Annotated in this window: 19 protein-coding genes and 1 pseudogene; 8 read left to right on the top strand and 12 right to left on the bottom strand. The window is 57.7% G+C overall.

All coding sequences use genetic code 11. From position 1 onward, the window contains the following. Complete coding sequence (locus ACRTGH_RS05075; RefSeq protein WP_368847906.1) at nt 1–1,392, bottom strand: aspartate ammonia-lyase; 1,392 nt, start codon at nt 1,390–1,392, stop codon at nt 1–3. Nucleotides 1,393–1,698: 306 nt separating this feature from the next. Further along, on the bottom strand, nt 1,699–2,952 hold the full coding sequence (locus ACRTGH_RS05070; RefSeq protein WP_368847905.1) for a hypothetical protein: 1,254 nt from the start codon (nt 2,950–2,952) through the stop codon (nt 1,699–1,701). Nucleotides 2,953–3,092: 140 nt separating this feature from the next. Here ACRTGH_RS05070 and ACRTGH_RS05065 point away from each other — a divergent pair, with 140 nt between their 5' ends. The 3 genes and pseudogenes from ACRTGH_RS05065 to ACRTGH_RS05055 form a co-directional block, all read left to right on the top strand. Then, nucleotides 3,093–3,425 (top strand): hypothetical protein, encoded by a 333-nt coding sequence (locus ACRTGH_RS05065; RefSeq protein WP_368847904.1) that lies wholly within the window; start codon nt 3,093–3,095, stop codon nt 3,423–3,425. An 84-nt stretch (nt 3,426–3,509) separates the two neighbouring features. Next, nucleotides 3,510–3,806, top strand: a complete 297-nt coding sequence (locus tag ACRTGH_RS05060) for a type II toxin-antitoxin system RelB/DinJ family antitoxin (RefSeq protein ID WP_368847903.1) — start codon at nt 3,510–3,512, stop codon at nt 3,804–3,806. 171 nt (nt 3,807–3,977) lie between these two features. Then, nucleotides 3,978–4,235, top strand: a pseudogene (locus ACRTGH_RS05055) (type II toxin-antitoxin system YafQ family toxin); the annotation flags it as partial. An 89-nt stretch (nt 4,236–4,324) separates the two neighbouring features. On the opposite strand, the gene ACRTGH_RS05050 reads toward ACRTGH_RS05055, so the two are convergent. Continuing rightward, nucleotides 4,325–4,510: a cupin domain-containing protein gene (locus tag ACRTGH_RS05050; protein ID WP_438474753.1), complete on the bottom strand. Its 186-nt coding sequence runs from the start codon at nt 4,508–4,510 to the stop codon at nt 4,325–4,327. An 807-nt stretch (nt 4,511–5,317) separates the two neighbouring features. Between ACRTGH_RS05050 and amrA the strand changes: the two genes are divergently transcribed. Next, nucleotides 5,318–6,703 carry an AmmeMemoRadiSam system protein A gene (amrA, locus tag ACRTGH_RS05045; RefSeq protein WP_368847902.1) on the top strand — a complete coding sequence of 462 codons (1,386 nt, stop codon included), beginning with the start codon at nt 5,318–5,320 and terminating at the stop codon, nt 6,701–6,703. Nucleotides 6,704–6,711: 8 nt separating this feature from the next. Then, the gene (amrS, locus tag ACRTGH_RS05040) at nt 6,712–7,623 is read left to right on the top strand and encodes an AmmeMemoRadiSam system radical SAM enzyme (protein ID WP_438474848.1); all 912 of its coding nucleotides are present in this window, start codon (nt 6,712–6,714) and stop codon (nt 7,621–7,623) included. A 247-nt stretch (nt 7,624–7,870) separates the two neighbouring features. On the opposite strand, the gene ACRTGH_RS05035 is transcribed toward amrS, so the two are convergent. From ACRTGH_RS05035 to ACRTGH_RS05000, 8 genes are all read right to left on the bottom strand, one after another. Further along, nucleotides 7,871–10,096, bottom strand: coding sequence for an alpha-galactosidase (locus ACRTGH_RS05035; protein ID WP_368847900.1), 2,226 nt, complete (start codon nt 10,094–10,096; stop codon nt 7,871–7,873). Nucleotides 10,097–10,145: 49 nt separating this feature from the next. Next, a complete protein-coding gene (locus ACRTGH_RS05030; protein WP_368847899.1) occupies nt 10,146–11,165 on the bottom strand; it encodes a LacI family DNA-binding transcriptional regulator in 1,020 nt (339 codons plus the stop codon). Between the two features lie 33 nt (nt 11,166–11,198). Further along, nucleotides 11,199–12,704 (bottom strand): UDP-glucose--hexose-1-phosphate uridylyltransferase, encoded by a 1,506-nt coding sequence (gene galT, locus ACRTGH_RS05025; RefSeq protein ID WP_368847898.1) that lies wholly within the window; start codon nt 12,702–12,704, stop codon nt 11,199–11,201. An 18-nt stretch (nt 12,705–12,722) separates the two neighbouring features. Beyond that, on the bottom strand, nt 12,723–13,712 hold the full coding sequence (gene galE / locus ACRTGH_RS05020) for a UDP-glucose 4-epimerase GalE (protein ID WP_006190744.1): 990 nt from the start codon (nt 13,710–13,712) through the stop codon (nt 12,723–12,725). Between the two features lie 24 nt (nt 13,713–13,736). Continuing rightward, nucleotides 13,737–14,903 (bottom strand): galactokinase, encoded by a 1,167-nt coding sequence (locus tag ACRTGH_RS05015; RefSeq protein WP_368847897.1) that lies wholly within the window; start codon nt 14,901–14,903, stop codon nt 13,737–13,739. A gap of 444 nt (nt 14,904–15,347) precedes the next feature. Beyond that, nucleotides 15,348–18,464 carry a beta-galactosidase, LacZ type gene (lacZ, locus tag ACRTGH_RS05010; protein ID WP_368847896.1) on the bottom strand — a complete coding sequence of 1,039 codons (3,117 nt, stop codon included), beginning with the start codon at nt 18,462–18,464 and terminating at the stop codon, nt 15,348–15,350. Between the two features lie 113 nt (nt 18,465–18,577). Then, nucleotides 18,578–19,999 carry a glycoside-pentoside-hexuronide (GPH):cation symporter gene (locus ACRTGH_RS05005; protein WP_368847895.1) on the bottom strand — a complete coding sequence of 474 codons (1,422 nt, stop codon included), beginning with the start codon at nt 19,997–19,999 and terminating at the stop codon, nt 18,578–18,580. A 12-nt stretch (nt 20,000–20,011) separates the two neighbouring features. Next, entirely contained in the window at nt 20,012–20,617 is a 606-nt protein-coding gene (locus tag ACRTGH_RS05000) for a cytidylate kinase-like family protein (protein ID WP_368847894.1), read from the bottom strand. A gap of 736 nt (nt 20,618–21,353) precedes the next feature. Here ACRTGH_RS05000 and ACRTGH_RS04995 point away from each other — a divergent pair. From ACRTGH_RS04995 to ACRTGH_RS04985, 3 genes are all read left to right on the top strand, one after another. Continuing rightward, nucleotides 21,354–21,836, top strand: coding sequence for a pyridoxamine 5'-phosphate oxidase family protein (locus tag ACRTGH_RS04995; protein WP_368847893.1), 483 nt, complete (start codon nt 21,354–21,356; stop codon nt 21,834–21,836). A 247-nt stretch (nt 21,837–22,083) separates the two neighbouring features. Continuing rightward, a complete protein-coding gene (locus ACRTGH_RS04990; protein WP_368847892.1) occupies nt 22,084–22,278 on the top strand; it encodes a type II toxin-antitoxin system HicA family toxin in 195 nt (64 codons plus the stop codon). A 30-nt stretch (nt 22,279–22,308) separates the two neighbouring features. Continuing rightward, nucleotides 22,309–22,623, top strand: a complete 315-nt coding sequence (locus ACRTGH_RS04985) for a type II toxin-antitoxin system HicB family antitoxin (protein WP_368847891.1) — start codon at nt 22,309–22,311, stop codon at nt 22,621–22,623. Between the two features lie 247 nt (nt 22,624–22,870). Here the strand turns inward: ACRTGH_RS04985 and ACRTGH_RS04980 are convergent, their stop codons facing one another. Then, the gene (locus ACRTGH_RS04980; RefSeq protein ID WP_368847890.1) at nt 22,871–24,607 is read right to left on the bottom strand and encodes an FAD-dependent oxidoreductase; all 1,737 of its coding nucleotides are present in this window, start codon (nt 24,605–24,607) and stop codon (nt 22,871–22,873) included. Nucleotides 24,608–24,647 lie beyond the last annotated feature (40 nt).

Raw genomic sequence — 24,647 nt, 5'->3', positions numbered from 1 at the left:
TCACTCGTGCGTAATGCCCGGATGCGTCATCTGCTCGGGCGACATGATGTGGTCGAGCTGCTCTTTCGTCAAGAGCTGCTTCTCCAAGATGACCTCGCGAATCGGCCTGCCCGTCGTATAGGCCTCCTTCGCGAGCATCGCCGACTGCTCGTAGCCGATATGCGGCAGGAGCGCCGTGACGACGCCCACGCTTCGGTCGACCCACTGCTGACACTGCTCGCGATTCGGCTCGAGGCCGATGAGCAGTTTGTCGACGAAGGTGCGCACAGCGTTTGTCAGGTAGTTCATCGAGCTGAAAAGATTGTATGCCATGATCGGCTCCATGACGTTGAGCTCGAACTGCCCGTTCTCGACGCCGAACGAAACGGCGAGATCGTTGCCGATGACCTGGTAGCACGCCTGGTCGAGCACTTCGGCGATGACGGGATTGACCTTGCCCGGCATGATGGAGGAGCCCGGCTGGCGCTTCGGCAGGTTCAGCTCGTTGAACCCGCAGCGCGGACCCGACGCCATGAGGCGGAAGTCGTTCGCCATTTTGATGAGCACGAGCGCGGTGTTCTTGAGCGCGGACGACACATCGACGAAGCCGTCCGTATTGTTCGTCGCGTCGATGATGTTCGTCGATGTCTCGAAATTCTCGCCCGTGATCTCGCGGAGCTTGCGTGCGACCGCCTTGATGTAGGCCGGTTCGGCATTCAGCCCCGTACCGACCGCCGTACCGCCCATATTGATGAGGCGGATGCTGTCCATCGACCAGCCGACGCGCTTGATGCTGCGGCGCACGGCGGACGCATAGGAGCCCATCTCCTGCCCCAGAGTGATCGGCACGGCATCCTGCAGGTGCGTGCGCGCCATCTTCAGGATGTCCTTGTACTCCTCCGCCTTCTTTTCCAGTTCTGTCGCCAGATAGTCGAGCGCCGCCGTCAGTTTATGTCCCTTGTGCGTCAGACAGACCTTGATCGCCGTCGGAAAAGCGTCGTTCGTCGACTGCGCCATATTGGCATGATTGTTCGGCGAGATGATGTCATAGCTGCCCTTCGGCTCGCCGAGGATTTCAAGCGCGCGGTTCGACAAGACCTCGTTCATATTCATGTTGACCGACGTACCCGCGCCGCCCTGGATCGGATCGACGGGGAACTGGTCGATGAATTTTCCGTCGATGATTTCCTCCGCCGCCTCGACGAGCGCGTTGCCGATGCGCTTATCGAGCCTTCCCGTCTCCATGTTCGCCTGCGCCGCCGCCTTCTTCACCTTCGCGAGCGCCTGGATGAAATCGACGTCGAGCGTCCTGCCCGTGATACTGAAATTCTCCACGGCACGCAGCGTCTGCACGCCGTAATACGCCTCGTCCGGCACCTCAAGTTCGCCGAGAAAATCATGTTCTTTCCGCATTGCAATCCCGTCCTTTCCTTTTGTGCGAATCGTCTATCTTTTGTATACATTATACAACTTTTCTGTCACTTTGTCTTACGGAAACAGGAATATCGTGGAAATTATTTTCGATGCGTCCATAGGCGAGCGAACGTCGTCAGCTTTATGGAAGCGCTGATAAAATGAGGTCGCCCAGATTTGCACAGATGCGCTGTATCTATCGAGGAGACAAACCACAGGCGTAGCGGTGCTACGTCGAGGATTTTTCGACGACGAGAGGACAGTGCAGATGTGTGAAGATGGGTGGCTGAATTTATCAGTGCTTCCTTATCCTTCCGTCGCCTCGGCAAGCGTCGTGACACGGTACAGGAACGGCGAACCGACGCGCTTCACCGCGACGGGCGGCGTGCGGATCGTATGTTCCGTCGACATCGGCTGCAGCTGAGAAGGTGCGTCTGCCACATAGCGCTCCTCTTGCCCATACCGATAGAAGAGCGCAACAGCCTTTCCCGTCTGCCCGTTCACTGCGATGCGCACCTGCCGCGCACCTTCCCCGTCTTCTGCGCGTCGATCCAGAACGTAGACGGGCAGCAGAAAATAAGCGTTTCTGTGCACACGGAAATCGCGTCCCCAGAGTATGAGTGAAGGCGCCGCCAAATCGAATGTACTTTTTACGTCGGAGACAAACCGCTCTGCAAGGATGTTCTCAATCACTTCCACACGCGAGACGTTGTTCGCCGCCGCCGCGATGCGGAAAATCCCCTCGGCAAAGGCGGGATCGAACGGAATGACCGCGCCGAAATCCCATGGGTCGAGCCGATCAAGCAGATGGATATCATAAAGCGCCGTGTCGGGGCACGCCCAGTTGATGATTTCCTCGTAGGCCTCGAAACTCCTCCGATCGCTGCGGATGCACATCTTGACACTGAGGTCGGCAAGCGAGAACGGGATGTAGACTGCCGTCATATCCGAGCGGATGCGGCGCTCAATGTCCTGCCCCAAAAACTCCTGTGGAAATCTCCATGCGAGTTTGCGCGCGGCATTCTGTGCCTGCAGCGGCGTCACAACGAACGGAATCGCCTTGCCCGGGACGTTCTTCGCGCCAACGCCCATGATGAACTCCCGCCGATATGCGCCGGGGCGCAGCAGTTCCTCATCGCCGAACGTATTGTTGCAGTAGCCGCAAGTGAAGAAATGCTGCGTCGACTCGCCCGAGAAATCTCCGCCGCAGAAGGGACAGCGGAACGTCAGCCGGCAGACCCCCGCAAATGCCTCCGTCGCCGTCTTGTCCCAGAGCGCGAGCTTCTCCTCGACGCTCTTTTGGCGGTAGTGCTGGCTGAGGAGGCCCTTGTCGTGCGCCTCGACCTCCCACATCGTCTCCACCGCTCCGAGCTTCATCGCCCCGTCCACGATCTGCACGGGCTTATGGCGGAACGTAATCGGCGAGGCCCAGAAGACCGGTGCGTCCGTCCACGGTACCTCCGTACCGCAGAAGGCGCAGACATACGCCGCCGCCTTCTGCTCGGAGTACATCGCCCCGCCGCAGTTATGGCACTGTATCGCCCGAACCCGCTCCGGCATGAGATGCTCCCGCCTTTCTTACGGTCTCTGCCCACTTCGTCAGACGCCTGGCGACGGAGCAGCGATTTTTATAATCTATACCTTGATTATATTCTTTTCAAAGTATACAATCAAGCGCATGCAAAAAGCGCAGTATCAAGATGCACTGCGCTTTTTCTTATCTCAAAGGCGAAACGCTGCTGCTCCTCAACCGCGTCGGCTTCTGGATGAAAGCCGTGCACGAAAAGACGCCGCAAACGCGCTATCTCATGCAGGAAGAGCGCACGACGCTCACCGAACTCGCCGCAAACTCCCCCTATCCGATTTTTCAGTCCGGCTACTTCATCGCGCGAGGCGAAGCGATCGAAGGCCGCCTCTGTGTGCCGCTCGCCGACCCCGAATGCCACACGGACTACCGGCTCGTATGCCTGAAGGAAGACCTGCCGAAGTATCGCAAGCTGTTCGACAAAGTGACGGAAAAGACGATTGCATAAAAAAGCCGCCATGCAAATATCTTTTCCATCTTCTTTGCATTTGTGTACCCAACGTGATACAATTTGATAAAGGAGCTGATTTGCATGGCAAAAACAGAAACATTGCATATACGCCTTGAACCCCAAGTCAAGATTTCTGTCGAAAATATCTTGCGCACACTTGGACTTTCCGCTTCCGATGCAGTAAATATTTTTTTCCATCAAATCCTTCTTCATGAAGGTCTGCCATTCGCGATACAAAAACCTCGCTTTACTCCTGAAACCTTGGCTGCACTGCAGGAGTCTGATGACATCGCTGCCGGAAAAATTGCCGCGAAAACATATCGTTGCGCTGCCGACTTGATTCGTGAGGCTAAGGACGAAGTAGATGCTGAAGATTAAGGAAGCGCTGATAAAATGAAGTCGCCCAGATTTGCACAGATGCGCTGGTTCTATCAAGGAGACAAACCGGAGGCGTAGCGGTGCTACGTCGAGGATTTGTCGACGACGAGAGGACAGCGCAGATGTGTGAAGATGGGCGGCTGAATTTATCAGTGATTCCTTAAGCAAACCGCACAATTCAAAAAGGATCTCAAAGCTGCCATTCGTCAACATCGCGACCTCACCTTGCTTGAAAACGTCATCGACACTTTGGCACGACGGGAACCGCTGCCTGCGCAGCATCGCGATCATGCCCTCGCGGGCAGCTTCCGCAATCATCGCGAATGTCATATCACGCCTGACTGGCTGCTCATCTATCAAGTCAAGGAGGACGCGCTGATCCTTTCACTTGCCCGCCTTGGAAGTCACGCCAAGTTGTTTCAAACCTAACCATCCCTTCCGCCCCTGCTGATGCAGGGGCGCTTTCTATACTCTTTCGCTCCTCCCTGATCCGCGAACCACCGCAAGCCATGCCTGCTTTATTCGAGCTTCCCGTACGCCTCGTCCGTCACAGGTTCGCACCATTCGTTCGACGTCTCTTCGCCCGGCACTTCGACGGCGAGGTGGCTGAACCAGCTGTCTTTCTTCGCGCCGTGCCAATGCTTGACAAAAGCGCCGCCGCGCTCTTCCGTGTGACCCCCGGCGCTCCATTCTTCCTTCGTCATGGTATCGTTCCTCCCATCGATTTCCTTCATTCGTATCCTAGCGTTCTCTTTCGTATTTTATTTTAAGGAACCGCTGATAAATTCAGCCACCCATCTTCACGCATCTGCGCTGTCCTCTCGTCGTCGACAAATCCTCGACGTAGCACCGCTACGCCTCCGGTTTGTCTCCTAGATAGAACCAGCGCATCTGCGCAAATCTGGGCGACTTCATTTTATCAGCGTTTCCTTAAAAGCGCTTCCGGTTTTTGTACAATGCCAAAAATGGCATCTGCTATACGATTCGTGCATAGCAGATCGGATAAAGGACCGCTCCATGCGCATGACCTTTGCCATACCCACTCGCACGCTAAACGAAGAACCTACAAAAACAGCAGCACATCACTTGCACACATACGAAAAACCATGGTATACTAAGAACGGCAAAAGTGATGAACTCATTGGCGCACGAAAAGCCCCCCAAGGTAGCGACTCGGGGGGCTTTTCTATTCCCATACTGCAGGCAGGGATTAACGCCTAGGCTTGTTGCCCTTGTCTCTTCCGTCAAGCCGTTTGCAGATGCAGTGGCAAATCACACCTGCCAAAACGGAGAGAATAAAGGTGATGAACTCCATAAAACGCGCCCTCCTTCCCGTGCCAGTCTGGAGGAGGCAACGAACCGATTATAACATGGCTGACAGAATCGCGCCATAAAAACAGCAGCGGCACATCACGCATCCTGGCGCAAATTTCATTTCAAATAAAGGGCTTTTCCCTCCTCATATCGAATACATATTTTAATGAACACCGCACTTCGAGGAGGTCTTACCCATGGCAATTCTAGCTGCTTATGCTGTGCCGCACCCGCCAATCATCCTGCCGGAAATCGGAAAGGGCGAGGAGCGCAAGATCCAGCTCACGATAAACGCTTATGAGCGGGCAATGAAGGAGGCTGCCTCCTTCGAGCCGGACACCGTCGTTATCTCAAGTCCGCACGCCGTCATGTATGCCGACTATTTCCATATCTCGCCGGGCGATGAAGGCACAGGAAGCTTCGCGCAGTTCGGCGCACCTGAAGTCGAGGTGCATGCCGAATACGACACGGCATTCGCCAAGACGCTCGCCACGGTCGCGGGCGAGGCAGGCCTTGAGGCCGGGCCTTTGGGCGGGCGCAACGCGGCGCTCGATCACGGCACGATGGTGCCGCTGCGCTTCCTGCAGGCGCATACGAAGGATTTCCGCCTCGTGCGCGTCGGGCTTTCCGGACTGACGCCGCTCGACCACTACCGCTTCGGCATGAGCATCGCGCGGACGGCGGAGGAGCTCAATCGAAAGACGGTCTTCATCGCGAGCGGCGATCTCTCGCACAAACTCTCCCCCGACGGCCCTTACGGCTTCGCGCCCGAGGGACCGCGCTTCGACAAGGCGTGCATGAAAAACCTCGAGGAAGGAACGTTCCTCAAGCTCCTGCAGATGGATCCGCCGCTCTGCAAACAGGCGGCGGAGTGCGGCCTGCGCTCCTTCTGGATCATGGCGGGAGCGCTCGACTGCCAGGCGCTGAAGATCAAGAAGCTCTCCTATCAGGGGCCTTTCGGCGTCGGCTACGGCCTCGTTTCCTTCGTCGTCAAGCGCGAGGATCTGAAGCGCAATTTCGGCATGCGCTATGAGATTGCACGGCGCCGCAGCCTCGACGACATCAAGTCGGCGGAAGACGCCTATGTGCGCCTGGCGCGGGAAAGCGTTGAGAAGTTCGTCGTGACCGGGCAATATGCGGCAATCCCCGAGGATTTGCCGGAAGAGATGGACGGACGCGCCGGGGTCTTCGTTTCTCTGAAAAAGGACGGCGAACTCAGGGGCTGCATCGGCACATTCCAGCCCGCGCAAAAGAATATTGCGGAAGAAATCCTCTACAATGCGGTTTCTGCCGCCATCCACGACCCGCGCTTTTCGCCGCTCAAAGACGACGAGCTGCCCGATATCGTCTACAGCGTCGACGTTCTGACGGAGCCGGAGCTTATCAACGATGCGGCAAAAGACCTCGATCCGAAGCGGTATGGCGTGATTGTGGAATCGCGCGGCCGCAAGGGGCTTCTCCTGCCCGACCTGGAAGGCGTCGACACGGCGGACGAACAGCTCAAAATCGCGCGCAAGAAAGGCGGCATCCCGGACGATGCGCCGATCCGCATCTGGCGCTTCGAAGTCGAACGGCACCATTGAACATGGAAATGATCCCGTCACACCGGGATATTTCAGAAAAACGCGCCCGCCCCGGGGAGACTGACGCGGCCACGGCAGGGGCGCCATCACCCAAGCGCACCGTCTGCTCCCTCTGTCCGCACCACTGCCGCCTCGCCGAGGGCGAAACGGGCTTCTGCCGCGCCCGCGCGAACGAGGGCGGCACGATCCGCTGCAAGAACTACGGCAGGCTGACCTCCGTCGCCCTCGACCCCATCGAGAAGAAGCCGCTCTATCACTTCCACCCCGGCAGATTCATCCTCTCCGTCGGCAGCTTCGGCTGCAACCTCGCCTGCCCCTTCTGCCAAAATTACGCGATTTCCATGGCGGACGGGCAAAGCGAGACGCAGGACGTCACGCCCGCCGAGCTTGCCGCGCTCGCCCATGACCTCAGCCGCCGCCCGCCCGGCAATATCGGCGTCGCCTTCACCTACAACGAGCCGCTTCTAAGCTATGAATTCATCATGGATGCCGCGCCGCTGCTGCACGAGGCCGGCCTCTTCGTCGTCCTCGTGACGAACGGCACGATCGCGCCTGCGCCTTTGGAAGCGCTCCTCCCGCACGTCGATGCCATGAACATTGACCTCAAGGGCTGGCAGCCGGACTTCTACCGCCGCCTCGGCGGCGACCTCGCTGCGGTCAAGCATACGATCGCCCGCGCTGTAAAGAGCTGCCACGTCGAAGTCACGACGCTCATCATCCCCGGTCAGAACGACAGTGCAGGCGATATGGAAGAAGAATCCTTCTGGCTCGCCTCGCTGAGTCCCGACCTGCCTCTCCACATCAGCCGCTACTTCCCGCGCTGGAAGGAATACGCTCCCGCGACGCCCATCGAGACGATCGAGCGGCTCGCTGCCATCGCAGGGAAGCATCTGCGCTATGTGCATAAGGGGAACTGCTGACAGAAAACACGGCGGATGCTCCCCGGCGTAATAACTGCTGCGCGGTGCTTCCAAGATACGGCGCAAAGCGATAACAGAATGAACCTCGCACAGCCGCTCACCGACACGATCTTGGACACCACCTTTGTATATTATTTCCCGAGCATAGAGAATCCCTCCTGTTGTAGTTCTTCTACAGCAGGAGGGATTTTTGTCCGTATTTTGGGGTGCAGTCCGGTTTCCCTCGCTGCCTTCCGGCAATACAAATCTATTCAACAGCCTTCAGCACATAAATGCGCGACTCAAAATCCACCGACAGCCCGTTCTCCGCAATCGGTTCGCCCGCCGTGCCGTCCGTCGTGATAAGCCCGTAGTTCATCAGCTCATCGCCGTAGCAGCGCACACCGTTGCGGCGATTTTCATAGAGGACATCCGGCAGGAGTCCCGCAAGCTTCACGCGCTCGAAGCGATAATTCACGCGGTTCAGTGTGCGATACCAGCCGACAATCGCCGTCTTCCGATCCGCACTCACGCTCATCCACGCCATGACATTATTTTCAAAGGGGCTTTGCAGGCGATAGAACGTCCCGTACTGGAAGATTTCCCGATACTCCTTCATAAAGGAAACCTGTTCTTTGACCTCTGCAATCTCCTCTTCCGTCAGCTTGTTCAGATCGAGCTCATAGCCGAACGTCCCGAAGTATGCCGTATTCGCACGCGTGTGCAGCGGCGTCATGCGATTCATCTGATGGTTCGGCACGACGGAGACATGGCTGCCCATGCTGCTCACAGGATAGCACATGGATGTGCCGTACTGGATCTTCTGCCGCTCGGCGGCATCCGAATTATCGCTCGTCCACGCCTGCGGCGCATAGTAAAGCATACCGGGGTCAAAGCGGCCGCCGCCCGAAGCGCAGGACTCGAAGAGCACATGCGGGAATTTCGCGGTCAGGCGTTCGTAGAGCTCGTAAAGGCCGAGGATATAGCGATGGAACACCTCGCCCTGCTGATCTGCGGGCAGCGCGTGCGACCAGCATTCGGTAATGCTGCGGTTCATGTCCCATTTCACATAGGAGACCTTGCCGCTCGCGAGAATCGCCTCCACCTGCCCATAGATGTTGTCGACCACCTCTTGGCGCGAGAAATCGAGCACGCACTGCGAGCGTCCGAGCGACTTGCGCCGTCCCGGTACGGAAAGCACCCAGTCGGGATGCGCACGATAGAGATCGGAGTCCTCGTTGACCATCTCAAGCTCGACCCAGATGCCGAACTTCATGCCGCGCGCCTCGATCTTCTCCGCAAGTCCGTCGATGCCGTTCGGCAAACGGTCGCGGTTTACCGTCCAGTCGCCCAGTCCCGCATAGTCGGAGGTGCGCGCACCGAACCAACCGTCGTCGAGAACGAAGAGCTCGATGCCGCACTCCGCCGCCTTGTCCGCTATCTTGAGCAGCTTCTCCTCCGTAAAGTCAAAATACGTCGCTTCCCAGTTGTTGATGAGAATCGGGCGCACCTTGTCGCGCCACGGCCCGCGCGCCAATCGCTTCTGATAGAGACGGTGATACGTCTGACTCATGCCGTTGAGTCCCGCATCCGTCCAGACGAGAACCGCCTCGGGCGTCTGGAACTCTGCGCCCGGCATAAGCTTCCAGTCGAAATCCGTGCTGTGAATACCCGCCTGCAGACGTGTCACGCCGTGGTTGTCGACCTCGGCAAGCATCTCGAAATTCCCGCTGTAGACGAGGCTCATCGCCAGCGCCTCACCGCATGTCTCCGTCGTCCCGCGACGCAGGAGCGCTGCAAATGGATTGTACTGTCCCGAAGAGTGCCCGCGGCGGCTGCCGATCGCCGTGATGCCCGTTGTGAGCGGACGAATCTCAATATGACGTTCGCGTGACCAAGCCCCCGTCAGTTCCAGCCAATCGTACTGCGTATCGGGCAAGTCAATCGACATGCTCATGACCTTCTGCAGATGCAGCACTTCCTTGCCCTCATTGATATAGCGAACACTGCGCGCGATGGCACCGCCCTCGGCAAATATGGTATAGAGAAGCTCGGCACGCAGTCCCGTCAATTCGTCCTTCACCTCGACGATGAGCGTCTTTGCCTCCGTCTCTGCCTCCGCATACGTCGCAGGCAGCCCGGCAAGCTTCGGCTTGCCGTCCATGACACGATAGCCTGCATACTGCAGATCGAGGATACGGCTGCCGTTTTCCTGAAGAACATTCAGCGCAGGGCGGCGAAAATCCGACGAGCCGTACGTCGGCAATTCCTGACGGATCGCGTCCAGCGAGTAGCTGCGCGTATCCGCAAAGACACATGCCGTCATGCCGCGGTGCGCACGCTCGAAGATGTGCTCGAAACCCTCACGGTCGCGGAGCGCCTTGCCGTAGTAGAGCGAACCCAGCCCGCCATGGGGCAGCACCATGAAGATGTAACTCACGGAATCGTTGAAGAGATGAAAGACCTTGCCCTTCTCATGATAGACGATGTTCATGCAATTTCCCCCTTCGCTTGCAGCCTTTTCCATGCAAGTCCCCCGCATTTCAACTTTCTTCCACGCGAAACCCTGTCGACCCACGCTCAACCACAGTATTGGCAAGCACGACACTCTCCGTCACGCCATCCTCGATCCTTTTCAGCATGAGGCGCGCCGCCTCCCGCCCGAGATCGCCCATGTGCTGGTCGATAGTCGTAAGGTTGGGCGCAGTGTATCGACTGAGTGCCGTATTGTCATAACCGATCAACGAGATATCCTGCGGGACGCGTCGCCCCATGCGCTGACAAGCATTCAGCGCCCCCATCGCCATGAGATCGTTGCAGCAGAAGATTGCCGTCGGCGCAAACCCCAGCATCATGTCCATCAGGATGAACATCGTGTTCTCGACGGTCTCGATGCGATTGCCCTCGCCGATATTGACAATATCCGCTTCATGGAATGTCCCGCGCTCTTGCATGACGGAACGGTAAACTTTCTCCTTGATGCGGTAGGAATCACTGTTTTCCCCCTGCACGAAGAGGATGCGTTCGTGCCCGTAGTGAAAGAGATGCTCAAGCGCCGCCCGCGCCCCGCTGCTCTGATCGCTCGTCACGTATGATATGCCCGCGATCTCCCGCGCACTGTTGACAAAGACCAGAGGCAGACGCGCCGCCGTATTCTCGTAGAAGTCCGACACAGCCATCTCCGTATTCGGACTGACAACGATGACGCCCGAAACATTGCGTGTGATGAAATCCCGCACGCACTCTTCCTCGCGCGCCGCATCGTTCTGTGCACACGCGAGGAGCAGGGAGTACGAGCTCTGCCGCAGATGCTCCTCGATTCCGTCGAGCACCTCGGCAAAGAACATATTGTCAAAGCTCGGTACGACGACGCCGATGCTCGATGAGCGCTGCATGTTCAGCTCACGTGCCTGCAAATTCGGCACATACTCCAGTTTTTTGATGGCATCCTCCACCTTGAGCCGCGTCTTTTCGCGCACGGGATAATTGCCATTCACCACGCGCGAGACCGTCGCCACTGAAACGCCGGAATCCTTTGCCACATCGATGATCGTCGCCTTCATCTCGTTCTTCTCTGCTCCCTCATACTCCCGATTTCAAACGTCCTTTATACTGTTGATCCAGCGATCGAACGCCGCCATCCCCGCCGCATCGCGCTTGAAAACGCCCGCGTGCGTGAGCACCCGTAAAAACACGGCGCCGATCTCATCGCGCAGGATTCCATCCACATCCGCCTCCGTCACTGCGGGATGCGACGCGCGTACCGAGCGATACCAGTCCGCATGCTTTTCAATGTCCGCGATGCAGGAGATGTCCTCCGTTCCCTTCAGCAGTGCCGCACGCACTTGCTCCATCTCCGATTTAAGGCGCGCGGGCAGAATTGCCAGCCCCAGCACCTCGATCAGGCCGATGTTCTCCTTCTTGATGTGGTGCACATCGGCATGCGGATGGAACAACCCGAGCGGATGCTCCTCCGTCGTGCGATTGTTGCGGAAGACGAGATCGAACTCGAAATCCTTGCCGCGCCGCCGCGCAATCGGCGTGATCGTGTTGTGCGGCGCATCCGTCTCCGCCAGAATCTCCACCGAAGCGTCGCTGTATGTGCGCCACGCGGCGAGAATCTTCGTTGCAAGGTCGATGAGCGCTCCCTTGTCGGATGACGTGAGGCGCAATGTCGACATCGGCCATTTCACATGCCCTGCACGGACATTCGGATAGTTCGCAAAGCGATATTCCTGCTCCACCGGCGCGCGTTCCATGGCAAACGTATAGCGCCCACCCTGATAGTGGTCGTGCGAGAGGATCGAGCCGCCGACGATCGGCAGATCAGCATTCGAGCCCGCGAAATAATGCGGAAAAATCTCAAGAAACGCCGCGAGATTCTCAAACGTCTCGCGCGAGATCGCCATCGGCACATGCTCGTTGTTCAGCACGATGCAGTGCTCATTGTAATAGGTGTAAGGCGAATACTGCAAAAACCACGAACGTCCCGCAAGCTCGAGCGGGATGAGGCGATGAGTCTCACGTGCGGGATGATTTACGCGCCCCGCATAGCCCTCATTCTCGCGGCAGAGCAGACATTTCGGATAGGCGGAAGATTTCGCGAGTTTTGCCTTTGCGATGTCGCGCGGATCCTTCTCCGGCTTCGAGAGGTTGATCGTCACATCGAGAGCGCCGTACTCCGTTTCTGCCCTCCATGCAATGTTCTTGTCGATGCGCGTCTTGCGGATGTAGTTCGAGGCGATGCTCAGGTCATAATAGTAATCCGTCGCCTCACGCGGCGATGCCGCATAAAGGGCGCGAAACTGACGCACGACCTCGGACGGACGCGGCATCACGCAGTCCATGATGCGCGTATCAAAGAGATCGCGCTCATCCGTCGTGCCCTCGATCAGCCCCTTCCCCGCCGCATAGTCGAGCATGCGCTCCAAGATGGGCGTCGCCGTCTCCAGTGTTTCATCCACCTGCTCCGGAACATATTCTTCCACACCGAGCACGTCGAGCAAACGATTCGCGGCATAGACTTCATCCTCCGGCGCAATCAGCCCCTTCTGACGGGCAAAGTGCAGGAGGCGGCTTATTTCATGCTGCATATCACACATGATGAATCCTCCCGTTTCCTAGTCCTCATAGCCATGCGGATGATGTTCATGCCAGCGCCACGCCGTGCCGATGACCTGCTCCACATCCGTGAACTGCGGTTTCCAGCCGAGCACGGAACGAGCCTTCTCACTGGACGCGATAAGCTGCGCCGGGTCGCCCGCGCGCCGTGCGCCGATTTCCACCTTGATGGAGCGTCCCGTCGCCTTTTCCGCTGCCGCAATCATCTCCTTGACCGAGAAGCCCTGCCCGTTGCCGAGGTTGAAGATATCGCTCGCACCGCCCTTTCGCAGGTATTCGAGCGCAAGCACATGAGCGTCCGCGAGATCGACGACGTGGATGTAGTCGCGCAGGCACGTTCCATCCGGCGTCGGATAATCGTCTCCGAACACCGTGATATGGTCACGCCGCCCCGTCGGCACTTGCAGGATCAGCGGAATGAGATGCGTCTCCGTCGCGTGATCCTCGCCGATCGAGCCGTCCGGCAGCGCCCCCGCCGCATTGAAGTAGCGCAGAGACACATAGCGCACGCCGTTGGCGCGGCTCACCCACTTCATCATCTTCTCCATCGTGAGCTTCGTCTCGCCATAGGTGTTCGTCGGGCATGTCTCATCGTCCTCGTGAATCGGCACGCGCTTCGGCTCGCCGTAGACCGCCGCCGTCGAAGAGAATACGATCTTGTCGACGCCATGACGCACCATCGCCTCAAGGAGCACCTGCATCCCGTAGACATTGTTGTTGAAGTAGAGCAGGGGCTTTTCCATGCTCTCGCCGACGAGAGAATTCGCCGCAAAGTGGATGACCGCCTCGACCTTGTTTTCGGTAAAAATCTTGTCGAGAACCGAAGCATCGCGAATGTCGCCCTCATAAAACTTCGCCTTCGGATTCAGTGCGCCGCGGTGTCCCGTCTGCAGATTGTCGACAATGACAACCTGCTCGCCCTTTTCGATGAGCGCGTGCACGGCATGAGAGCCAATGTAGCCCGCGCCTCCGCATACCAATATCGCCATGAGAATTCTCCTTTCGCTCCGCTCTTACAGACGGTGTGCGCCGTCCGCAATATTCGCCACATAGAAGCTCGGCGCATAGCCGATCTTCGCCGTATATGCCTCTGCAATATTCTTCTCAAATGCAGGAATTGCCTCGTCGCGCACGATGCTGACCGTGCAGCCTGCAAAGCCGCCTCCCGTCATGCGCGAGCCGAGCACTCCTTCCTGCTGCCACGCAAGTTCCGCGAGCGTATCCAGCTCGGGCCCCGTCACCTCGTAATCGTCGCGCAGGGAAACGTGGGAATCGTTCATCAGTGCGCCAAACCGCTTCACATCATTCTGCTCAAGCGCCTCCACTGCCTCAAGTGTGCGGCGGTTTTCATAAACCGCGTGGCGTGCGCGTCTGCGCTCGACCTCATCCTCGATGACAGCGGCATTCTCATCGAACTCTGCATTCGTCAGCTCGCCGAGCGTTTTGATCGCCTTGACCTTCTGCAGAGCTTTCAGCGCCGCCTCGCTCTGCATACGCCGCTCGTTGTATGCAGAAGAAACGAGGCTGTGCGCCTTGTTCGTGTTTGTGATGACGATGCTGCACCCCTTGAGGTCGAGCTTGCTGTAGCGGTACTCAAGCGTATTGCAGTCGAGCAGGATCGCGCAGTCCTTCTTGCCCATGCCGACGGCAAACTGATCCATGATGCCGCAGTTCATGCCGACGAATTCATTCTCCGCCTTTTGCGCGAGCTTTACAATCTCCACCATGTCGATGCCGAGACCAAGCTCATCGTTCAGAATGACCCCCATCAAGACCTCGATGGAAGCGGAAGAAGAAAGCCCCGCGCCGTTGGGCAGCGTCCCGTAGACGAGGATGTCGAAACCGTGCGCTGCAGGATGACCCGCGTCCTCCATCATGCGCACGACGCCGATGGGATAGTTTGCCCAGCCATAGGCCGCGCTCTTCACCGCACCGTGCATGGGGAACTCCACCACGCCCTGCTCCTTCGCATTCATCGAGTAGAGGCGCGACACATCATCCGCACGCGGCGCAGCGAGCGCATACGTGCCGAGCGAGATCGCACACGGAAAGACGTGCCCGCCATTGTAGTCCGTATGCTCGCCGATGAGATTCACACGCCCCGGTGAGAAATACGCATGCGTTTCAGCCGCACCGAATTTCTCACGAAATACTTTTTTCATCTCATCCAAGATTGCCATTGGCTCCTCCTCCATATATCTTCATTTGTCCGTCTATATTTTGGCTTGTATGAAAGTAAACGTTTTCTTTTCCCGCTTCCTATTCTATCCTCTTTCGTAAAGAAACGCAAGCGTTTTTGTGAGATTTTCATAGGGAAACGCTGATAAAATGAAGTCGCCCAGATTTGCGCAGATGCACTGGTTCTATGGCGGTCAACGTCAACCAATCATGCGGCGCACTTCGCGCTTGCATTCTTGGGACGTTTTCGCATACGAGCCGTTGCCCAATCGCCTGCGTCCTTCGGACTTGGCTTTTGGACGGCTCAGCAAGGAGACAAACCGCAGGCGTAGCGGTGCTACGTCGAGGATTTGTCGACGACGAGAGGACAGTGCAGATGCGTGAAGATGGGTGGCTGAATTTATCAGTGATTCCATAGGTTCAGCAAAAGACGGATGCCCCCGCCGTCAAATCCCCTTCATCGTGAACGAGAGGCTTCTCTTCCCATTCGGATAGGTATACTCCGCAAGCACGGGTGCACCCCAGCTGTCGTCGCCGCCCACGCCGCACATGCCTGCCGACGCACGCAGATATGTATGCTGCGGACGCGGCAAATCATACGCATGGCGCGCATTCTCCAGCTCGTGCGGACTGTACGGGAGCGCCGATGCCTCAAACGGCACATCTGCCGCGAGACGGATTCCGTGACCGCCATGATCCGTGACCTCGATCCAGCGCACGCCGCAGTGATTTCCCGTCTCCTGCGGACGCAGATACGGCTCGACCTCGTCCGCCGTCGTGCTCTCGTAGACGCCGAGACGTGCGCCGCAGCAGCGGTCGATGTAGTTTTCCTTCGGCCCATAGCCGTAGAAGCGAATGCGGTCATAGTCCGCATCTAGCGTAAAAATCATGGCAAAGTCGGGCATCTCGGGCATCCCCGCCGTCTCATACTCCATCGTGACACCAACTTCCCCGCTTGCCTCCGCCGTATAGGAGACCACGCATGCAGCAGCAGGCTCCGTGGCAAGCGCATAAGTAAAGCGCACGGTGACGCGCTTGGCGCGCCGTTCATCGCGTCTGCCGAAGAAACCGCTCACCGTCTCGAAATCTTCACCGTCCACGCTGTACTCGATGCGCGTGCAGCGGCGGTAGAGGCTCGCGAGTTTCCACTGCGCCGTATCCGCCATGCGTCCGCTGCCGTAGTCATTGTCGATCGGCGCACGCCAGAAGCTCGGCTGCGGCAGTTCCTCGATCAGCTCCCGTCCGCCATGGCGATAGGAGACGAGATTGCCCTGCGCGCTTGAGAACATGAGGGAAAAGCCCTCCCCCTGCACGCCGAGGTTGATATCTCCCTGCACCACGCGCAGGCTGCCCGACGCTTCCAGCGGTATATGGGCAGGAGCGGCGACGCCAAAGCCAAGGACATCCAAAAGGCGTGTTCCTGCATCCTCAGGCGGCACGACGACCGCTTGCCCGAAGGCGACCTCATGGCCTGCAGGCGCCCATATTTCCTCCTCTTTGACAAGGAGCGATGCCGTCAGCACATACTCGCCTTCGCCTGCGTAAGGCAGTCTATTCTTGATGAAGCGTGTTTCTCCCGGCGACACATCATGCTCCCCTGCATACGCCTGCCAGATCTCGCGCCCGTCAAGGAGGAGAGAGAGCCACAGATCATAGCTGCCCGCATCCGAAAAGAGGCTCTTATTCTCGATCTCCACACCTTCCCATGAAGGACGGAGCGTGAAATTCTGATAGTTGTACTTCACCTCCTGCAGCTTTGCCGTCGGACGACGATCGGCAAAGAAGATGCCGTTGCCGCTGAAGTTGTAGTCCGACGGACGATCGCCGAAGTCGCCGCCGTAGAGGAATGCGTCCTCCCCATAACGCCCGCGCCTGCGGATCGCCTGATCGCCGAAATCCCAGATGAAGCCTCCCTGATAGAGCGGCTCGCGCTCCGTCAGCTCCGTGTACTTGTGCATGCCGCCGCAGCTGTTGCCCATCGCATGCGTATACTCGCAGCAAATGAACGGCTTGTCGCGGTGCTCCTTGAGGAACGCTTCGATGTCCGCCGCCTTCGTATACATCTGACTCTCCATGTCGCTCGTCGCCGGATAGCTGCGGTCCCAGAAAATGCCCTCGTAATGCACGAGGCGCGTGGGATCGACGCGGCGGAAGTACTCGCTCATCTCGTAGATGATGCGGCCGCCGCAGGACTCGTTGCCGCACGACCAGATGAGGATGCACGGATGATTCTTGTCGCGCTCGTACATCGACTGCGCGCGGTCGAGCACGGCGGGCAGCCACTCCTCGCTGTCGCCGGGAACGGTATGCGCGTCCTTCACACACGCGCCGTTCTTCATCCATGTGCCGTGCGTCTCAAGGTTCGTCTCATCGATCACATAAAAGCCATAAATGTCTGCCAGCTCGTAGAGACGACTGCTGTTCGGATAGTGCGACGTGCGGATCGCATTGACGTTCGCACGCTTCAGCGCGATGAGATCCTGCTCGAAGAGCGCAGGATCCATCGCCCTCCCATGGTCAGAGTCAAACTCGTGACGATTGACTCCCTTGAACACGATGCGCTCGCCGTTGATCTGCATGACTCCGTCCCGGATGCAGAACTCACGGAAACCGACGCGCACGCGCACGACCTCCTGCAAAGCACCCGCCGCATCACGCACGCGGATCATAAGATGGTAGAGCCATGGGTGCTCCGCGCTCCAGAGACGCACGCAGGCAGCCTCTCCCGAAAACGCATGGCTCTTTTCCGTGATGACTGCCTTTTCCCCCTCTACGCAATCTCCTTCCGGATCGCAGAGCAGGATCTCGACATGCTTTTCTGCCGCATCGCCGAATGTAAGGTGCACATCAAGCTTTCCGTGCGTATAGCCATCCCGCTCAAGCGGCACGGCACGAACGGCAACATCCTCGATGTGATGCTGCGGTTTCGTGTAGAGCAGGACGTCGCGATAGATTCCCGAGAACCGCCAGAAGTCCTGATCTTCGAGCCAGCTCGCGCTCGCATAGCGGAAGACCATCGCCGCCAGCTTGTTCTCCCCCGTCACGAGATACGGCGTCAGGTCGAAGTCTGCAGGCGTGCAGCTGTCTTCACTGTAGCCGACGAAATGACCGTTGAGGAAGAGTGCGAGCGCCGCATCCACGCCGCCAAAGGAGATATAGACGCGCTCCCAATCCTCGGGCACGGCAAAATACTTCACATAGCAGCCGACGGGATTATCGCGCACGGGAATCTCGCCCGGCACGATGCTCTCATGACCGTCCCACGGGTACGTCGTATTCGTGTAATGCGGCGCTCCGTGCCCCTCCATCTGGATATGCGCCGGCACACGGATCGTCTCCCAGTCGCGGCAGTCGTAATCTGCCGCCTCGAACCCCTGCGGGATGTGCGCGGTGTTCCGCGCATAGGCGAAATGCCAAATGCCGTCGAGCGTGCGGTAAAATGAGGACACGCCGCGCGCAAGCTCCGCTTCGTCGCGATAGAAGACGTGGTCGCTGTGCGCAGGCAGACGGTTCTCTGCGAAGTAGCGCGGATCTTTCAATTTCTCAAAGTCGAATGCAGCCATGTGAAACCTCCGATCTTGTAAAGGAAGCACGGATAAATGCAGCCACCCGTCTTATCAGCGCTTCCGAAAGAAAGCGGCCGCCGCCGACCGCTTTCCCATCTCCTAAAATAGAATCACTTGTTCATTTCATCCCATTTCTCTTCGAGTTCTTCCACGATGCGCGCGTGCTCCGCCTCCGTGAGCGTCACCTTCGCACGGTAGAGAATCGTGCCGAGCAGAATGAGGGCAAACGGCGCAGCGAACATCACGAGCTTGAAGTGAAAGAGATTCTCCGGAGAAATCGTCTCCGCTGTCGCACCGCTCGTCATGCCGACCCAGATCGCGGTAAGGCCGATCATGCCGCTCGCAATCGCACCTGCGAGCTTGTCCACCAGCGGACGCACGCAGAGAACAAGCGCCTCGTCGCGATGCCCGAGCTTCAGCTGCCCGTACTCGACCGCATCCGTAATCGTCATGAGCACGACGAGGAAGATCAGCGGCTGCGGCAGGGAGAACAGACCTGCGGCAAAGAGCGTCATGACGACGCTCGTGCCCGCCATCGCGTAAAGAACAATGCCGGCGAGCATCACGGCGACCGAGCCGAAGAAGAGCCTGCGACGGCTGAACTTCTCCGTCAGCGTCGGGAAAAGCGCCACAGCGAGCAGACCGATGATGACGTTGATCACGCCGAGGAACGAAAACTGCTTTGCATCGCCAAGCACATAGATGAAATAGTAGAGGTTGAAATTGTTGATGATATTCTGCCCAAGAACGAAAACAAGATACGCAATCGCGATCCAGAGCAGCTGATCGTTCTTGATAAGCACGGAGAACACGTCCTTGAACGAAGTCTCCGTCTTGTTCTCGCGCAGCGCGGAATCCTCTTCCTTCGTGCCAAGGCCGAGGATGATCGCCCCGAGGGTCGCGATGCCGCCGCCGATGACGGCAAACGCAAACCAGCCCGCAGAGTCTCCCGCGCCGCCATTTTCATTCAGTGAGAAGTACAGGACAACGGGCATGACGATCGCCGTCACCAACTGACCGCCGAACACCGAGCCGATACGCGCATAAGTCGCTGTCACCTCACGCTCGCGCGAGTCGAACGAGAGAGCGGGAATCATCGACCAGATCGCAACGTCCTTTGCCGAGTAGAACACATCCATGATGAGATAGAGCAATGCGAAGAGGACGAGGTAGAGCATTGGATTCGACACCGTCAGCCCGCCCATATCCGTAAAGAGGATCGCAAGGGAAATTGCAGCAACAAACGCGCCCACAATCACCCACGGCTTGAACTTGCCCCAGCGCGTCTTCGTCTTGTCAATCGTATTGCCGATGAACGGATCGAGGAAGAGCTCGCCCACGCGCAAGACGAGGATGATCGTCGTCACAATGCCGATCATATAAGCATCGTGTTCGTGGTTTTCGGAGTGAAACAGATTGCTCGTGACAAAGATCATGAAGTACGTCGCGAGCATGGCATAGAACACATCATGTCCGAAAGTGCCGCAGGAATACGCAATGCGCGGCCAGAATTTGCTCTTTTTGTCCGACATGGGAAGCCCTCCTCAGCCTTTGACCGTGCGGATGTAGGCGATGATGCCGTCCGCAATCTTTCCGAGCGGTTCTTTACTCGTATTCACAACGAGATCATAGTTCATTCCGTCGCCCCACTTGCGCCCCGTATAGTAGTCATAGTAGCGCGCGCGTTTCTCGTTCTCGCGATTCAGCTCCTTGAGCGTCTTGCCCTCGTAGACCGTGCGCCCGCGCTCCTCGCGGTAGTTGTCGTCCGCACAAACGAAGACGGAAAATACATCGTCGCGCTTTCGGAGCGCATAGTCCGCGCAGCGTCCGAGAAAGATGCAGGGACCATCGGCGGCGAGCTTGCGCACGACGTTCGACTCCGCCATAAACATCCCCTGGCTCGACTCCCCCATCGCCATGCCGAATGAGTGAAACGGGATGAAGCGCGAGGACAGTGGCTTCACCCTATTCTCAAGTTCGAGCAGCTCCTTCTCATTCAGATCGTTGATGCCAAGCTTCGCCGCGGCAAGATGCACGATCTGACGATCGTAGAGATGAACGCCGAGCTTCTCCGCGAGCAGCCCGGCAAGCTCCCGTCCGCCGCAGCCATATTGGCGGCTGATGGTGAGAATGAATTTTTTCTCCTCCATGTGACTTCCTCCTTCATCATTGGGAAACGGCTATGCGTCTCCCGTAAACAAACCTTGAAAATAATAGGAGCGGGAAATATAGTAAACGTTTTCTTTCTTACGTTTTCCATTATACTCTATGGATTTTGAAAAAGCAAACGTTTTCTTTTTGAAATACAAAACTTTTTTCTCTATAAGAATACGGCTGTTCCTGATGATATACGATGGAAATGAACGGCTCAACCGTGCAGAAAAAGACCTCTCGTCGCAAGACTCGTACAGCAGATTCCCCATACTTCTGTAAGAGCGGCGCACAATGTCCGCGAAGTGGATGTTTGTACGTGCAGCTCATGCAAATTATACACGACAAGCAGGATTAAACATTATGTATGGAGAAAAAAACAAATGCGAGAAACATATTCCATGAAAACGGCCATGCAGAAATCGGTCAATGGAAATAGAAACAATTTTAGGAAGCATCCCTTTGCTTTCATGAAACCCCGGTACATGTTTACGTTTTAAGCATTTTACCATGAAGCCCCAAGAAGTCAAGCCCGCAGGGCGCAGACTGATTGGCTAGGCTTCTGTAAGGACGGCGCACAATGTCCACAGAGTGGACGTTTGTGCGTGTAGCTTACTAATGCGCAAGGAGGAAGAACGGTTCTGTCAAAAGCGGCATCGGCGATGAAAGAATGCTTTTGCGCCGGATTCTTATGCCAGATACATCAAAATCCATCTACGAAAAGGAGACGATGCCATGTTCAGGGAAATGCGCCGCAAAAGGCAGCAGATGACAGACGAAGAAGCCCGCGATGTGCTGGCGGAGGCGACTTCAGGCGTGCTCGCGCTCGCGGGCGACGACGGCTACCCCTATGCCGTGCCCATGAGTTTCGCCTACGACGAGGAGGGCGACCGCCTGCTTTTCCACAGCGCACGCGCCGGGCATAAGATGGACGCCATCGCGCGCTCGGATAAGGCGTCTTTCACCGTCATCGCCGAGGACACGGTCGTGCCGAGCCAATTCACGACGTACTACCGAAGCGTCATCGCCTTCGGGCGGCTGCGCCTTATCACGGACGACGAGGAGAAGTTCCGGACAGCGGAATTCCTCGGGGAAACCTACTACCCCGGCCACCCGGAAGACTGCGATGCGGAAATCAAAAGGACATGGGCGGCCTTCGCCATGATCGAGATGAAAATCGAGCATCTGACGGGAAAGAAGGCAAAAGAGCTGCTGTAAAGTGCGCGGAACTGCATAAAGCAGCTGAGCATATCGATTCCTTGGCCGACGGAACCATCGTCGTTCCCTAGTGGATCAATGCCCTTGAAAAATCCGATATTTATAAAACGATCTATATGCCCGATATGCAGAACCTTCTGCTGCTGTCCACCTACACGATAACGATAAAAAGATTCCATCCCCATTGATTTCCCAGCTCTTTTCGCGCGGATAAAAGGCTATGATACAGCCCAAGGAGGCGGCGCAAATGCCGATGACAGCAAAGCAAATGGTGCGACTGCTTGAAAAGAACGGCTTTGAAAAAGTATACTCGTGCTCCGGCTCCCATCAAAAGATGAGGAATCCCGTGACGGGGAAAACGACTGTCGTCCCAATGCATACTGGGACGCTTGGCAAAGGATTGGAGCACAAGATTTTGAAGCAGGCGGGACTGGTAGAATAAGACCTGCCTGTGGAAGGGGGAATATGGTTCATGAAACATTATTATCCTGCCGTGTTTGAAGCGGCACAAGAGGGCGGCTATACGGTGACCGTGCCGGATATTGACGGCTGCTTCACAGAGGGAAAGACGCTGGAAAAAGCCATGTGGATGGCGCAAGATGCTATTGGCTGCATGCTTGAGGGCATCGATGAAAGCGATTACCCCCGGGCCAGTGGCGTAAACGATATAGATACCTCTGGGTATACGGATTGCTTTGTTACTCTTGTGGAATTCGACAAACAGATTTACGAGCAGCACTGCCGAGCTATTGCCATCGCCCGAGAGCAGCTATCGGCAATGGCATGAGGAACCAACGATTCCATCCCCATTGATTTCCCAGCTCTTTTCGCGCGGATAAAAGGGCTGCCGCACAAAATCATGCGTCAGCCCCAGGCATCCTTCATTTTTTGCATATTCGCGCCGCATTTTCCCGTCCCTGAGGCACGCGCTTCCTGCACAACAAGGAGCTTTTCCTTGCTGCAATGCGGCCGTTTCGGCTAGAAGGGAAAACCGCCATTCTAATGCGAAACTTACGCAAATGCAATATAGCGCATCACGAAATCGACCGCGGCGGCGCGGCTTCGGGGGAGGCTTCGAACTCCTCTATGGCGAGCGAAGTATAGCCGCCCGAGATGACCTGCACCTGATAGCCTCTCTGCGCGAGGATGCGCGCGGCGTTGTAGGCGCGCTGGCCAACCTTGCAGAGCACGGCCCAGACCGTATTTTTGTCGAGCTCTTCGCAGCGTTCCCTAAGCTCGTCGAGCGGAATCTGTGCGTCCGACGCCATAGGCGCGCTCTGCACCTCGCCGGGCGTACGCACCTCGAGGACGCGGACGCCGTTTTCCTTTGCCGCCGCAAGACGCTCGGCCGGCAGGAAGCGCACAAGCCCGTCCAACTCGTTCAAGGCCATGTAGCCCGCCATATTCACCGGATCCTTTGCCGCACCGTAAGGGGGCGCGTAGGAAAGCTCCAGTCCCGACAGGAACACGGCGTCCGCTTCCAGGGAGATGGCCGCTGCAAGCGCGTCGATGCGTGCCTTCACGCCGTCGCCGCCGACGATCTGCGCCCCGAGGATTTTTCCCGCAGGATTCTTCGCAGCGTAAATGAGCTTCACGGTCATCGCGGCCGCCCCCGGGTAATAGGTGACATGCGAAAACGGGTGCAGCTTCACCACGCGATAGTCCTCACCGTACCGCAGCCCTTCCCTCTCGAGCGTACGCTCGTTCTTGCCGACGGCAGCCGCCGTGAGGCTGAAGACCTTGAGGATGGCGGTGCCGATGAAGCCGTCATAGGCATGGTGGCGGCCTGCCATATTGTCGGCGGCCAGGCGGCCCTGGCGGTTCGCGGGACCGGCAAGCGGCAGGGATCCGGGCCGCCCCGTCTGCCGCTCGTGCGTCGCTGCGGCGTCGCCGACGGCATAGATGCCGGGAATATTCGTTTCCAGATATTCGTTCACAAGGATATGGCCGCGCTGTGCAAGCGCAATGCTGCCGTCCTGCAAAAATTCTGTATCGGCGCTGACGCCGATCGCCAGCACGACGAAATCCGCCGCAAGCTCACGTCCGCTGCCGAGAAGGACGCGCACGCCGTCCTCCGTTTCTTTGAATTCCTGCACGGCGTCGCCCAGCACGAGCCCGACGCCGTTTTCATTGAGCTCCTTTTCCGCCAGCTTCGCCATATCCGTATCGAACGGCGCGAGAATATGCGGCGCCGCCTCGACCAGCGTGACGGAAAGCCCGCGTTCCCGCAAGTTTTCCGCCATCTCTACACCGATGAAGCCGCCGCCTACGATGACGGCACGGCCGGATCCCGCATAGCGGTCTGCCAGGCCGCGCAGGAGCGCTGCATCGGGCACATTGCGAAGCGCCAGAATGCGCGGGCTGTCAATGCCCGGAATCGGCGGCCGCAGCGGTTTTGCACCGGGCGCCAGGAGCAGCGCATCGTAAGGTTCGTCGTAGCGTGCGCCGTCTGCCGTCCGCACATGGACCTGCTGCCGGATGGTGTCCACGCCCGTGACCTCGCATCTCGTGCGCACATCGACGGCGAAGCGCGTCCGAAAAAGCTCCGGCGTCATCAGGAGCAGCTGCTCGCGCTCCTTGATGGCATCGCCCACATAATAGGGCAGGCCGCAGTTTGCAAATGAAATATCCTCCCCGCGTTCGAACAGGGTGATCTGCGCCTCTCCGTCAAGCCGCCGCAGGCGCGCCGCAGCCGTCGCCCCGCCTGCAACACCGCCGACGATGACATAGCGCTTCGCGGCCGAGGCTCCCCGGCTGTCCTTTGCTTCCATGATGATTCCGCCTTTCTTATCCTAGGATCCTTCCGTATCA

The organism is Selenomonas oralis (assembly GCF_051603425.1).
GTDB classification, from domain to species: Bacteria; Bacillota; Negativicutes; order Selenomonadales; family Selenomonadaceae; genus Selenomonas; species Selenomonas sputigena_A.
This window is presented reverse-complemented; position numbering and strand designations above follow the sequence as displayed.